The organism is Martinezella lusitana (genome assembly GCF_900094565.1).
GTDB classification, from domain to species: Bacteria; Pseudomonadota; Alphaproteobacteria; order Rhizobiales; family Rhizobiaceae; genus Rhizobium; species Rhizobium lusitanum.
In genome coordinates, this window is sequence record NZ_FMAF01000039.1 from 1 (window position 1) to 12,496 (window position 12,496).

The following is a 12,496-nucleotide window of genomic DNA, read 5'->3' on the forward strand; positions in this document are numbered from 1 at the left end:
CGATGCGGCCTGCCAGGAGGCGGTGGATCACGGCGTCTGCTCTGCCTCGGTGATCATCAATATCCTGGCTCGCAGTCGTGACCCTGCGCCTGCCATCACTCTTCAAACCCCCGATGCGCTTCGATTGACCCATGAGCCGGTCGCCGATTGCGCCCGTTACGACAGGCTCAGGAGGGCAAGCTGATGGAACGCACACAGGTTCTCGAACTGATGAGCACGTTGAAGCTCTACGGAATACGCAGCGCTTACGACGAGGTCATGGGCAATGGCATCAAACGGCAACACGAACCGCCGCGCATCGTCGGTGACCTCCTGCAGTCGGAGATCGCCGAGAAGCAGGCCCGGTCCATTCGCTACCAGCTCAGTATCGCCAAGCTGCCACTGGCCAAGGACATCGATGACTTCGACTTCACCAATACGCCCGTCAATGAATCCCTGGTGCGAGAGCTGGCTACCGGCACATTCGTCGCCGATCAGCGCAACGTCGTTCTCGTCGGCGGCACGGGAACAGGCAAGAGCCACCTGGCCATTGCAATTGCCCGTGCTCTCATCCGCAACGGAACGCGTGGCCGCTTCTTCAATGTCGTTGATCTGGTCAATCGGCTGGAAATGGAAACGCGCAGCGGAAAGCAGGGACGAACAGCGGACTACCTCAATCGCCTCGACTTCATCATCCTCGATGAACTCGGCTACCTGCCGTTCGCACAAGCCGGTGGCCAGCTCCTGTTCCACCTGATCAGCAGGCTCTACGAGCGCACTTCAATCATCGTAACGACAAACCTGGCCTTCGGTGAATGGCCGACGGTGTTCGGCGACGCCAAGATGACGACGGCGCTCCTCGACCGGCTGACCCACCATTGCGAGATCGCTGAGACCGGAAACGAATCCTGGCGCTTCAAAAACCGCTCTCAAAGCTAAAGCCGAAGATACCCATCACCCGCACTTGGCCTACCCTCTGCAACCCCGGCCAGCGCCGGGCAGGCCAAGCGCTCGTCGTCTACAGGGGGGTGAAGATTGGACGCCGATAAGGGGTCAACATTCCGCGCCGATTGACAGTAACTCCATGGCAGCGGAGTGCCGTAAGACATGCGGCGACACCCGCTTTGAGCGAAGGGACTGGCAGTGCTCGCGCGCTTTGGCGACATATTTGTTCAGCAGTGCCTGCACGCCGTCGGCGCTGAGCCGGCCACCGTGCATGTTTGGAAAGAGAGCCGTTGCGCCTCGCTTCCCTGGTTCTTTGAGCCAATACCGGAGGGCTTGCTGGGCAACCTTTGTGAGCGGCGTACTTCGCTCTTTGCGGCCCTTGCCGATGCATTGCACATGCGCACCGCGGCCGAGCATTACCGAATCTCGGTCAAGGTCGATGATCTCCGAGACCCGAAGCCCGGTTTGGGCGGCCAGTAATAGCAGAGTGTAGTCGCGGCGTCCCAGCCACGTGCTTCGATCAGTGCAGTCCAGGATCGCTTCAATCTCGGGCCCGGTTAGAAACTGAAGTTGCCGCTTATCACATCGCTTGCTGGGGATCGCGAGCACACGCTGAATATGAGCGCTATGTGCCGGCTCCTCGAACGCTGCATATCGGAAGAAGGATCGGATGGCTGTAAGGCGGAGATTCCGGGTCCTCACCGAGGCGGATCTCTTTGTCTCAAGGTTCTCCAGGAATGCGCCGATGAAAGGAGCGTCTATATCCCGTAGTGTCAACTGAGATGGGGACCTGCCAAGGCGCGTCTGTGCGAACGCAAACAGGAGCCTGAAGGTGTCGCGGTAGGAGGCGATGGTGTTGGGACTGACACCTCGATGCTTCATGAGCCGATCTGTGAACCACCGCTCGATCAGCACGGCCAGGTCGTTCGTGCGTCTCATGACCGAGCCTCCCAGCGCTTATCCAATCGCCGGACGGCATGGTTCATCAGTTCCGGCGCGGCGGACAGATACCAGTAGGTGTCGCGAACATTGGCGTGGCCTAGGAAGGTTGAGAGAACCGGCAGCTCGCGTTCCACATCTTCGCCAGCCCGATGCCAGTTGATCAGGGTCTGGACGGCGAAACGGTGGCGAAGATCATGAATCCGTGGACCATCTCGTTTCCCCTCCTGCCGTAATCCGATTTGCCGGGATAGTCGCCAGAACACGCGGTGCACGTATTGATGCAATAATCTGCCGCCCTGTTCGGCGACAAAGAAATAGGGACTACGAGGCGTACGAAGGTGTGCATCGCGTCGGGCGGCATAGTCCAACAATACAGCGACTGTCGTGGCATGCAGCGGCACCAGCCTTGTCTTGCCGAACTTTGTCTCGCGAATGGTGAGGACGCCCTGGTCGAGATCGACGTCGGCCCGGCGTAGGCCGAGCGCTTCGGAATGGCGCAGTCCGGCGACCGCTATCAGCCCGAACAGGCAGTGATATGTCCAGCGCCGCAGGGCGTTGGCCGGCGGCAACGACAGTGCTGCCGCCAGAAGCGCCTGAATCTCGACTTCACTATAGATGTAGGGCTTTGTGCGCCGTGCCGGCGGCACTGCGTCGCTCGGTGGCACTTCCGTCAGAGGATCGAAATGACTGAGGTGCTGGGCAAAGCAGCGCACATCAGCCAGTCGGATTGACCAACTCGGCTGCCGGCCCATCGAGGTGACCCACTCCATTGCCAGGTCCGCCGTAATGGTCTCGGCGCCGCGGGCCTCCATGAAAGCGACGAACCCCGACAATCGTTTTGCCGGACCGTCATATTTGTATCCCAGCCCTTGGCGCATGCCGATGTAGCGCTCAAACGCGGTGCGAAGCCGGCTCATTGGACACCTCCCGGCCAGGGGAGGCTCAGTTCGCGCAACTTCTCAACATCGAGCTTGGCATAGATCCTTGTACTGTCGATGCTTCGATGGCGGAGCAGTTGACCGATCTCGGCAAAGCTGGCGCCCGACCGCAAAAGGTCGGTTGCAAGGCTGTGGCGGAAAAGATGGGCGCCGTGATGCGCATAGCCGTCAATGCCCGCCCGTTCGAGTGCCTGCTTTGCGATCATCGTGATGGCGCAGCCGGAGGCAAAACCCACATGCGGCGCAAGAGTTCGCAAGAAAACTCGCCGACACGCCGAAGCGGGGCGCCCATGCCGGATATAAGCCACGATCGCTGTTCCGACGTCGTGACGCAGCGGCATCGTTGCTTGTTGCCGCCCCTTTCCGTGTACGAGAATCGTGCCCGACTGCCAGTCGATATCGTCAAGATTGAGGGTCGCAACTTCGCTGGCGCGCAAGCCGAGCTTGGCGAGGATCATCAGAACCGCATAGTCCCGATGGCCCATTGCCGTCGTCCGATCGCAGGCATCGAGAACCTTCTGGACCTTCTCGGGCGGCAGGAATGTTGGAAGGCCGGCAAGTCGCCAGCGGCGGATGGACGGCACACAGTCAGCGAGCGGCGTCGAGATGAAACCCTTCAGATGCAAATAGCGCAAGAACGCACGCACAACTCCGCACATGGCTTTGCCACTGTCGGCGGAACCGTCAAGCGCATGTCGTTCGACATAGCCGATGACGATCTCCGGGGTGAGCGCTGCAAACTCGTCTGCGCCGGCCGGACAGATCTCCATCAGAAATCGATGCGACAGCAGCTTGTGACTTTCCACCGTTGAGGCGGCGAGCCCTCTCTCATTCGAGAGATAAGCTGCGAACATATCGACAATCTGCTCGTGCTCCGTGCGCTCAATCGGAACGGCGGCTGATATCAAACCTTCTTGCCGCAATGTAGAGAGTAAGCGGCGGAGAGCTGATCGGTCGCCCGCGTCAGGTCTCCAGTGTTTGAAACGGTGCTCGAAAAACCGACTAACGTGACCTTCGCTTAAATCCTGGGGCTCATGTCCGCTGCCAACATGCCAGTCCATCAGCTCTCGAAACAGGCTCAGCGATCGCCAGGTACATGGCCGACCCAAGCCTTCGTTCGACAACCTGGCGGCGTAAACTTGGGCAAACTTGCCATGCGGCCCGTGGATCAGCTTTCGATACAGCGTGCTGCGCTTCAAATAGTCACTTGCGTTCATAGGGCTCTCCTTTGCGTCAACTGCGACGGAGAGAGCCTAAGCTATGCCGATCCTGCTACTGCTTTGTCACGAAAAACGTTGGCATAAACCTGCTCGTTCGGCATAGTTCGACGGTCGGCATAAACTGCAAAGATGAACAACGTCGATCCGCAGGCCTGGCTCAGACAGACGCTTGAGCGCCTTGCGAAGGCATGGCCCAACACCGAAATCGAAGCCCTCATGCCGTGGAACTATACCGCCTGAGTGGCCCCAGCTTGTCGCTTACGCTGAAGTTTCAGGCGTCGCCGTTGAGGTACCTGAACAATGGCGAGTTGATCGAGCGGTTCTCGATCGCTTTGGAAAGGCGTAGCACTGCCGGGCCAATGTCGGTTCCGCCCATCGCGATCAACGTGGCGACGGCGGCGTTGGCGACAATATTCGACCGCATGCCATCATCGCCGGTCCACACATAGGTCGCCGCCGTCTGTGCTACCTTTTCCAAAGCGTCGACGGCTCGCGCCCGATCGGGCATCAGCGCTACCAGCCATACCGCGCCGCGCAGAAATTCCTCGTTCTCGACACTCAGCCGCATCCAAGTGGTGAGCGATTCGTATGTGCTGCGCCCGTCCGAATGCTTGTATGACGGCTTTGCAAGGCCCAGTATGCCGTCGGTGACGCGGGTGTTCTTGTAGACATGGTCATCAAGCCTGATCAGCTGTGATTGCAGCGCGCCGCAGATTCCTTTTCCATCGCCGCTGGCGACCTTCATTGCCACTGCGCGGGCCAGTGCAGCGATCTCTCCTGCATGGCGTGCGGGCCAGTCTGGATGCGCCTCATCGAGACGATCGATAGCAGCGGCGAAGCGTTCGCCATTGCAGACATCGGTATAGACTGCCATGTCAAGCGCGGGGGTGTGGAACAGTGCCAACCAATCATGCAGCTTCATCTCGACCGTTTCAACGCCCAACGTTTGACACAGCGCCAGCATATCCCTTTCCCACGCCTTCGTTGCTTGGGTGGCGCGGCGCTGGGTGATCAATTGTTCGACCAGTGCGGTCCATTGGGGGTTCTCCAGATCGGCAAGCACGTCGAGCCCCGGAATTTGATCGCTCTTCCAGTTGTAGCGCGAATGGGCCTGAGCAAGTGCGATCATCCGCGGCAGGTCGCGATAGGCGTCTGGGTTGGTAAATCCAGTACGCTTGCCATTGTGCTGGCTGAGTGAGGCGAACGGCTTGCCGCCTTCGTCCCATGCCTTAAACCGGGGGGCAACCTCTCCTACTGTCGGCCATGCTGCGGCGAAAGCCGTGATATCCCGCAGCCACCGATGCTTGTTGCCCTTGGTGGCTCCGCGGATTTCTTCCAACGCAATGGTGATTTCGGCAAGCAGGTCGGCCCAGAATTGCGCGTTCGGGCGGTCACGATTCGCGATCGCCCAAGGGTTTTCCGCCCCTTCGCAGCGCTGCATCAAGAACTCGGTGGCGCTGATCTTGACGCCGGCCAGTTTCTCTAGCTTTTCGGCGCGGGCGATCATTTTCTTCTTGTCTGCCTTGCCGTAGGCTTTGTGCCCGTTACGGACAGCGGCAGCCATCTGGACCAAGGCTTCGCAATCACCCCTTGACAGATAGGCTCCATGCTTAATGGCACTGTCAATCAACTGCATCAGCTTGCCGAACTGTTCTTCGTAATAGTTTTTATCGCGAAAGTTGGGGTTGCCAAGCAGGTAAGCAAGCAACGCACCCAAGTGTTCCTTGCGTACTTCGACATCGTGGCGCCAGATATTCCAGGTGGCGTTGTAGGCGGCTTTTTCGCGCGGCGATTTGTCATCGCGGTTACCGTCATGGATTCCTGGCCTGTCTGCAAGGTCGGCGAGCAGTTCTCCTCGTTCCTCGGGCGAGAGGATTTCTATTGCCTTGGAGGTCGCGTAATGTTGGTGGGACGCGACCTTGTTGAGATCGCGTTCGCGTTCCCATTGCTCGAAGAATCGCTGGAACGGCGAATTGTCGCCGGCCGAAGGTCTTTCGTCAAAACCGCGCCCCGACGTCTGCGGATCATCCAGACCCTTGCGTCCAAAGACCTCTAGCCCAAGCCACTTGCTTCCAAACCTCAGGAAACTCACGATATGCCTTCTCCATCCCACATCTCTGGGAACTAGCAATCTAAGTAGTTGATCTTGGTTTAAATCGCATAAATTTTCGGCACCATCGGACCTTGTTCAGAAGTCCTTTTACCTTTCGCCGACGAGGTTGCCGTGATCGTTGGCCATATGGACGCGCTCTAAGCGCCAGGTTGGGCACAAATCGCAAGTGTGCGGGGACGACACCAGCTTTCTCTCCCTGTCGGGCACGAAGACTGTTTTCAGGCCGCACGGAAGCAATGCGGTCCCACGTTTCGGCGTGGAAAATTGGCGCTGACACATTTGACGATTCGGAGGTCGAACTGCTGAGATCAAGCGCCGCCGCGATCAACAATCGGATCGAAAGGGAAGGGACGTTGAACCTCACAATAAGGTGGCCGCAGTTCGGTTACCATCAAGAGGAGCGCCAATAGCGTTTATGGTTTTCCACAATCGGATCCTTCGATCATCGTGATTTCCGACGTTCGAAGAAGCAATCGCCTTCGACTAGCAATTCAATGATCGTTACGACTGAGTGATGATGTGGAACTACCACAGGATGCCGTAGATAGCCCGCAGTCGCACCTAGATGTCACGAAACGCGTCTGCGAACGCGGCATCTGCTTCTGCTTGCAATCCTCGCGCCAATGCATCTTGCACCTTGGTGAATCGTCCCCGAAAGATAAATGCCTTTGAGGAAATTGCGACGTCCAGGTCGTCCTTTGCTCCCGCCAGATTACCTTGCCGTGTCTTCAACCACGCGCGAATCGCCAGTGCGTCGGGAGTTTGGGGTGCCTTTGCCAGGACCTCGGAAATATCGTTCTGCGCCTGCGCATCTTGCCCCAAACTCATTTGGATTTCGGCCCTGAGGATCAAATTCACACGCCGGGATGCCTCCGGATCCAAAGTGTTATGCCCCGCCGCTATAAGCCTGTTTATGTCCGCCAACGCGAGGTCTTGCCTGCCGGCGCCGTGATAAGCTTGCGCTCTGAAGAGGTAGTTGCCATTACTTTTGGGATCAGTCTCGATGAGCTTGCTGAAATCGGCGACCGCAAGACCATATTGTTTTGTTGCCATATAAAGTCTGGCGCGTTGATCTCTTGCCAATGTACTCTCAGCGACATTGAGGAGATCCGTGCAAGTTTCGATCGCCTTCAATTGCGATTCTTGGGTCGGGTTCACTGCAGCAAAAAGGCAATCCATATCCGATGGAACACGCTTATTGAGGAGTGCTCCGAGTGCCTGTCGGGCTTCGTCCACGCTGGGAGCGGCGGCAACGGCCGCGACAAAATCCTTTTTCGCCATCTCCTGGTCGCCCATCTCAAGATATATGCGACCGCGGAGCGTCAGGGATTTGTTGAGATCGAACTTGAATTCTGTGGTATCGGCCTCGCTCAGTTTTACCGCGCGATCGGCAAGTGCCAGAGCCTGCTCAAGCTGATGGCGTTCAAAATGAATCTCGGCCATCATTGTCAGCACGTCGGCGCGGGGCGCGGCGATGGAGAGAAATTTGTCGCAATCTTTTAGAGCAAGATCGTCCTTGCCGAGATCTTTGTAAGTACTGCTTCTGTAGAGATAGACGAGGGGGTCTTTAGGATTTAGGGAAGCTGCCCTGTCAAAATCCTGCAACGCCAGATCATAGTGCTTTGTGAATGCCATGTTCCGGCCTCGCAGCAAATACGAGCGGGCTTGGTTGGGTGCAAGTTCGACAACTTTGTCGAGATCCGCCTCTTCCAGCCTGGCGGCCGTCTGCTTGATGGTGGGGTCAGCCGTCGTCAGGGCGATATAGCCACTGATTCGGGAGCGAATTTCATAGGCGGAAACGAGCCGAGGATCGATCGCGATGGCCTTGTCGCAATCCCCGGTGGACATGCGTGAAGGAACCACGTGGAACTGCATACCGCAACGATCAGCAAGCGCCTGCGCGAGTTGAACCGGATCCTTCACGACGACAATCACCTTGGTGCAATCGGCGATCGTGGGGCATATTTGCGGGGTCGGCAGGTCGTCCGAACCCGCAAAAGCATTGGCATTTCCAAATAGGGTAATGACAATGAACATCAGAAAACGCATTTTTAAGATCATTCGGTTGCCTCGTTAACACTGTATAATTGGCTGGGGATTGTGAACCGAACGGTCGATAATGCAGCATCAGTTAATACGCACCACGTGTTTATTTGCGTCGCGATTTCACCCAGTTTTGCATTCCGCCGAGACCCTCTAACGATATCGATATAGCAAATTCGTCAATTGGTTCACGATGACTGAATGGATCAACGTCAAGAGAAAACACGGGTCAGAACCTCTGAAACTCGACACTCGAGGGCCATCTGCCGGTTGTAGACCGCCAACTGCGATGCCGATCAGGCTAAGTCTCTGTCTTTGCTACATAATCCATCACGAACAGAAATCGAAATAACGGGGTCGTCGGTTCAGCTCCCCTCAAGAGCGACAATTTTATTCAATTATTGAGCGTTGGTGTTGCAGATTTTACACGCATATCTGAAAACGAGCGTGTGAATCACTCCTGCTCTTGCTACTTTTTGCTGTACTTTTTTAGAAATCTGCTATTGAGCGGATCAGGCCCATGATCGGCTACGCCACCCTGTGGTGAATCTTCCTGATTCTTGACCGATATGCCGATTGAGCAAGGTACGCCTTGCCCAAGCGAATGGCTTTGACTTTGGGTAATTCGTATGTCCCCCGCCAATAAGACCTTTTCCTTCGAGACCCTGACTTCAGCAGTTTTCCTTTCTTCGGCGTTGCTTGCATTTTCGGCGGCGGCGCAGGAGCAGCCCGCTCCGGCCGCAAATACCGCCACAGGCAGCGGAGCCGTTCAGGCTACAGCTCCCCAGGCAGGCGAACAGCAGCCAGCACCGCAGGCACGCGTTCAGAAATTCGACGACTGGTACTATCGCTGCATCGATGGCAAGCCAGCGGACGGTTCGGCGACAACGAACTGCGAAGTCGCGCAGATCGCGACAGTCAAGCAGGGTGACCAGGATGTGAACATATTGACGCTGGCGGTTGCCAAGGTGCCTGCTCCCACCGCAACGGACAAGAAGGCGGCAAAGCAGCCTGCCAGTGAACTGGTGCTGACCACGCTCGTGCCGCTCAACATGTATTTGCCAGCCGGCATCAGCATCGACGCCGGCGACAAGCAGGTGGTGCAGCTTGCCTATCGCAACTGCAACCAGGCTGGCTGCTGGGCGCAGCAGAAGCTGGATGCCAAGATGGTGTCGGCCCTTTTAAAGGCGGCTGATGGCACCGGGCACGTCCAGATGATGAATGGCCAGAAGGTCAACATCAAGTTCTCGCTGAAGGGATTGTCGGCGGCGCTGGACGCACTGCAAAAGCCCGCTTCGAACTGACCGAGGCGAGCCTATGACGTCGATCTCGCGTGCGGCGACCGCCATAGGTGGGCTTCTGGCAGCGGTTCTCGCGGCTTCCACGGCGGCCGCTCAGACGCCCAACGACGACTTCGCGCGCCGGCAAGCGCAGGAGGCTGAGCAGCAGCGGCTGCAGGGCCTGGGGCAGATGACGCCGAAGCCATCTGCGGCCGAAGTTCAGCAGCCGGCGGCGGTCGGCGGCAAGAGGGCCGGTCCCTGCTTTGCAATTACCCGCATCGAGGTCGAAGGCGTCAGGCAGTTTTCCGCCGGCGCGATCGACAAGGTCACGGCGGCTTACGCGAACCGCTGCGTCGGCGTCGGTGAGATCAATGTGCTGCTGCGCGACTTGACGCATCTCTATCTCGACAAAGGTTTTGTGAGCTCCCGCGTCTATGTGCCGGCGCAGGATATCGCCAGGACCAAAGTGCTGCGCCTCGTTGCCGTCGAAGGCACGCTTGCTGACATCTACATCAACGGCAAGCCAGTTTCGGGCTTCGGTGCGGCGGGCTCCGGCGTGCTTGCCACGGCTTTTCCCGGCATGAAGGGCGAGATCACCAATCTGCGCGATATCGAGCAGGGTCTCGACCAGATCAATCGTCTCACCTCCAACAATGCCAAGACGGCGATGCTGCCGGGCAAGACGGACGGCACCTCGATCCTCAATATCGAGAACAAGCCCAGCCACCCCTGGCACCTCTCGTTCGGCAACAGCAATCTCGGTCAGGAGCAGACGGGATACTCCAAGTCGTCGCTCAATGCCGGCTACGACAATCTTTTCGGCATCAACGACCAGTGGAATTTCAGCTACGAACATACCGGCCCGGACTATCCCTGGCGCGATGACGGCCATGGCAAGAGCAACAGCTATTCCGGCAATGTCAGCGTGCCCTACGGCTATTGGACCTTCTCGGCGAACGGCTCCTGGTATGAATACAATAGCTCCGTGCCCGGCAATTTCGGCACGCTGCAGACGTCGGGCGACAGCAAGCAGGTCGGCATCGGTGCGGATCGCGTAATCCTTCGCGACAAGGATTCGATCACCACCTTCAACAGTGGGCTGACCTACAAGGAAACCAACAACTTCCTGCTCGGCAACAGGATCGAGGTCGGCAGCCGCAAATACACGGTCGGCGATCTCGGCCTCTCGCATTCGCGCCGTATGCTCGGTGGCCTCTGGGTCTTCGATTTCTCCTACAGCCAGGGGCTCAATCTCTTTGACGCAGTTGCGCCAGGAGATCCCGGGGCGGGGGATGCCGATCCTCGCTTCTCGAAGTTCACGGGTACGATCACGGTCACGAAGCCGTTCCAAATCGCAGAGCAGCACTTCGAGATCAACTCGCTCGTGACGGGCCAATATTCGCCCGACAATCTGTTCGGAGCGGAGCAGATCTCGGCCGGCGGTTATTCCTCGGTGCGCGGCACGCGCGAGACCATGCTTTACGGCAATAACGGCTTCTTCATCCGCAACGATCTCGTCTGGCGGACACAGCCTTTTGCTGACAATGCCGGACTGGCGAAGATGCTTGGAGAGTTCAGGCCCTATGTCGGTCTCGACTACGGGCGGATCGCACGCCAGGCCCGCTACCAGATCGCAGGCGGCGACATGCTTGGCTGGACGGTCGGCGCCAAGCTCGCCGGCGGCAATGTCAATTTCGATATGGGTTATTCCGATGTTCTCGGCGGCACGGTCAGCCGGCGCGACTCCGGGCTTCTTTTCGTAAGTACTTCAATACGTTGGTAAAGGTGTAACGGGGTAAAACCATGAGTTTCGCAATGATGAAAGACCGAAAAGCTCTCGCGCTATCCACAGCAGTGCTTTTGAGCTGTTCAATCATACTGTCGGGTTGCGGTGGCCGCGAGGCGCATCCGATCGCATCGACCACCGCGGGTGATACCGGACTGCAGTGCAGCGGCATCAATCGCGAATTTGCGGCGAACGAACGCCAGATACTCTCGACCGTCAAGGAGCGTTCGCAGGCCCAGGGCAAGAACGTCATCCTCGGCGCCACGGGTGTTCTTCTGTTCTGGCCGGCCCTGTTTTTCATGGATCCTAAATCGCCGGAGAAGATCGAGATCGACGCCTTGCGCAATCGCAATCAGGTACTGACGGATATTGCCCGTTCGCGAGGGTGCGCGACGCCAAAATCCCAATTGGGCGAACTCTACAAGAAGCTCGACGGCGGCGTGAAGACCGCGCCGGCCGCAAGAGGGGGCTGAGGAGATGACGATGGAACTGCGCTTGCTATCTGCAACCGGTGCCTTAGGGGCTCAGCTGATGCGATATCTCTCCGGCGGTATCGCCCTTGTTCTCATGATCTTGCTCGCATCCTGCGTCACAACGGATCCACGGCTTGTGGCCGCTCTTCAAAAGACCTCCGTGCGCGAAATCCGCATCGAGACAGCACCTGATGTCAAAATGACAGGCCTTTTCACGGAAGGTAAACCCGATCCACAATTGGCCACGGTCGTACGCGTGTTGAAAGGGACCATGGAGAAGGAGCTGATCGGGTTACCCGGTGGTCCAACGCGAGCGCGGTTGGTCGTCAGCCTCCATGTGGTCGATCTGGCCACGAAGGCTGGACGTGTTCTTATTCACAGCGACAGCCGGATTGCGGGGATGGTTCGGCTGGAAGACGCCAAGACAGGGCATCTCATTGCCGAGCAGCCCATTGCGGCGGGTAACAGTGGCATGCGCGGGGAGGGGCTCGGCATATTTGTGGCCATGGCCGTCAATGCAGCTTCGGCCGCAGGGCCCGACGACATTCTGGCGCAACGGCTGTCGAACGCCTTCACTCAGCAGGTCAAACAGTGGTTGCAGACGAAGAAATAGCGGGATGCCGGCCGTCAAGTCGGCTTTCCGAGAGGATTCAGAGTGAACGGCCGATGCCGGTCATAAAGACCGGATGAGCCAGAAGCGGAAATCGCGTTGATCACGTGGCCATGGATGTCGCGATCGATCAGCAAGCTTAGTTTCAATTGCGGCAAGTTCAGCTT

The 12,496-nt window shown here is 57.9% G+C and carries 10 protein-coding genes and 2 pseudogenes; 7 read left to right on the forward strand and 5 right to left on the reverse strand.

All coding sequences use genetic code 11. The features are described 5' to 3' along the window. Together GA0061101_RS34820 and istB are read left to right on the forward strand one after the other, a co-directional pair. Positions 1-178 (forward strand): annotated as a pseudogene (locus tag GA0061101_RS34820) (IS21 family transposase); the annotation flags it as partial. 5 nt (positions 179-183) lie between these two features. Then, entirely contained in the window at positions 184-918 is a 735-nt protein-coding gene (istB, locus tag GA0061101_RS34825) for an IS21-like element helper ATPase IstB (protein ID WP_092577038.1), read from the forward strand. A gap of 114 nt (positions 919-1,032) precedes the next feature. Here the strand turns inward: istB and GA0061101_RS34830 are convergent, their stop codons facing one another. The 3 genes from GA0061101_RS34830 to GA0061101_RS34840 are packed head-to-tail and all read right to left on the reverse strand — an operon-like array spanning position 1,033 to position 3,658. Beyond that, on the reverse strand, positions 1,033-1,863 hold the full coding sequence (locus tag GA0061101_RS34830; protein ID WP_245297641.1) for a tyrosine-type recombinase/integrase: 831 nt from the start codon (positions 1,861-1,863) through the stop codon (positions 1,033-1,035). After that, positions 1,860-2,783 carry a tyrosine-type recombinase/integrase gene (locus GA0061101_RS34835; RefSeq protein WP_092577041.1) on the reverse strand — a complete coding sequence of 308 codons (924 nt, stop codon included), beginning with the start codon at positions 2,781-2,783 and terminating at the stop codon, positions 1,860-1,862. Before GA0061101_RS34835 ends, GA0061101_RS34830 begins: the two co-directional genes overlap by 4 nt. Further along, positions 2,780-3,658, reverse strand: coding sequence for a site-specific integrase (locus GA0061101_RS34840; RefSeq protein ID WP_245297642.1), 879 nt, complete (start codon positions 3,656-3,658; stop codon positions 2,780-2,782). The genes GA0061101_RS34835 and GA0061101_RS34840 overlap by 4 nt, the downstream gene beginning before the upstream one ends. A gap of 486 nt (positions 3,659-4,144) precedes the next feature. On the opposite strand from GA0061101_RS34840, the pseudogene GA0061101_RS34845 reads away from it, so the two are divergent. Then, a pseudogene (locus GA0061101_RS34845) lies at positions 4,145-4,264 on the forward strand (transposase domain-containing protein); the annotation flags it as partial. Between the two features lie 31 nt (positions 4,265-4,295). Here GA0061101_RS34845 and GA0061101_RS34850 read toward each other — a convergent pair. Both GA0061101_RS34850 and GA0061101_RS34855 read right to left on the reverse strand, forming a co-directional pair. Beyond that, positions 4,296-6,116: a hypothetical protein gene (locus tag GA0061101_RS34850; protein WP_092577046.1), complete on the reverse strand. Its 1,821-nt coding sequence runs from the start codon at positions 6,114-6,116 to the stop codon at positions 4,296-4,298. A gap of 582 nt (positions 6,117-6,698) precedes the next feature. Continuing rightward, on the reverse strand, positions 6,699-8,198 hold the full coding sequence (locus GA0061101_RS34855; RefSeq protein ID WP_092577048.1) for a tetratricopeptide repeat protein: 1,500 nt from the start codon (positions 8,196-8,198) through the stop codon (positions 6,699-6,701). 611 nt (positions 8,199-8,809) lie between these two features. On the opposite strand from GA0061101_RS34855, the gene GA0061101_RS34860 reads away from it, so the two are divergent. Genes GA0061101_RS34860 through GA0061101_RS34875 form a run of 4 tightly spaced genes read left to right on the forward strand, consistent with a single transcriptional unit; the run spans position 8,810 to position 12,332 of the window. After that, positions 8,810-9,484: an invasion associated locus B family protein gene (locus GA0061101_RS34860; protein ID WP_092577051.1), complete on the forward strand. Its 675-nt coding sequence runs from the start codon at positions 8,810-8,812 to the stop codon at positions 9,482-9,484. Positions 9,485-9,497: 13 nt separating this feature from the next. After that, the gene (locus tag GA0061101_RS34865) at positions 9,498-11,243 is read left to right on the forward strand and encodes a ShlB/FhaC/HecB family hemolysin secretion/activation protein (RefSeq protein ID WP_092577054.1); all 1,746 of its coding nucleotides are present in this window, start codon (positions 9,498-9,500) and stop codon (positions 11,241-11,243) included. Positions 11,244-11,263: 20 nt separating this feature from the next. Next, positions 11,264-11,719, forward strand: a complete 456-nt coding sequence (locus tag GA0061101_RS34870; RefSeq protein WP_092577057.1) for a hypothetical protein — start codon at positions 11,264-11,266, stop codon at positions 11,717-11,719. Positions 11,720-11,729: 10 nt separating this feature from the next. Beyond that, complete coding sequence (locus GA0061101_RS34875; RefSeq protein WP_092577060.1) at positions 11,730-12,332, forward strand: hypothetical protein; 603 nt, start codon at positions 11,730-11,732, stop codon at positions 12,330-12,332. Positions 12,333-12,496 lie beyond the last annotated feature (164 nt).

What these genes read in the sequence shown, in the direction of transcription:
- GA0061101_RS34865 (WP_092577054.1), top strand. Translation starts at nt 9,498, where the DNA reads ATGACGTCGATCTCGCGTGCGGCGACCGCCATAGGTGGGCTTCTGGCA.
- istB (WP_092577038.1), top strand. Translation starts at nt 184, where the DNA reads ATGGAACGCACACAGGTTCTCGAACTGATGAGCACGTTGAAGCTCTAC.
- GA0061101_RS34860 (WP_092577051.1), top strand. Translation starts at nt 8,810, where the DNA reads ATGTCCCCCGCCAATAAGACCTTTTCCTTCGAGACCCTGACTTCAGCA.
- GA0061101_RS34840 (WP_245297642.1), bottom strand. Translation starts at nt 3,658, where the DNA reads ATGTTCGCAGCTTATCTCTCGAATGAGAGAGGGCTCGCCGCCTCAACG.
- GA0061101_RS34870 (WP_092577057.1), top strand. Translation starts at nt 11,264, where the DNA reads ATGAGTTTCGCAATGATGAAAGACCGAAAAGCTCTCGCGCTATCCACA.
- GA0061101_RS34835 (WP_092577041.1), bottom strand. Translation starts at nt 2,783, where the DNA reads ATGAGCCGGCTTCGCACCGCGTTTGAGCGCTACATCGGCATGCGCCAA.
- GA0061101_RS34855 (WP_092577048.1), bottom strand. Translation starts at nt 8,198, where the DNA reads ATGATCTTAAAAATGCGTTTTCTGATGTTCATTGTCATTACCCTATTT.
- GA0061101_RS34830 (WP_245297641.1), bottom strand. Translation starts at nt 1,863, where the DNA reads ATGAGACGCACGAACGACCTGGCCGTGCTGATCGAGCGGTGGTTCACA.
- GA0061101_RS34875 (WP_092577060.1), top strand. Translation starts at nt 11,730, where the DNA reads ATGGAACTGCGCTTGCTATCTGCAACCGGTGCCTTAGGGGCTCAGCTG.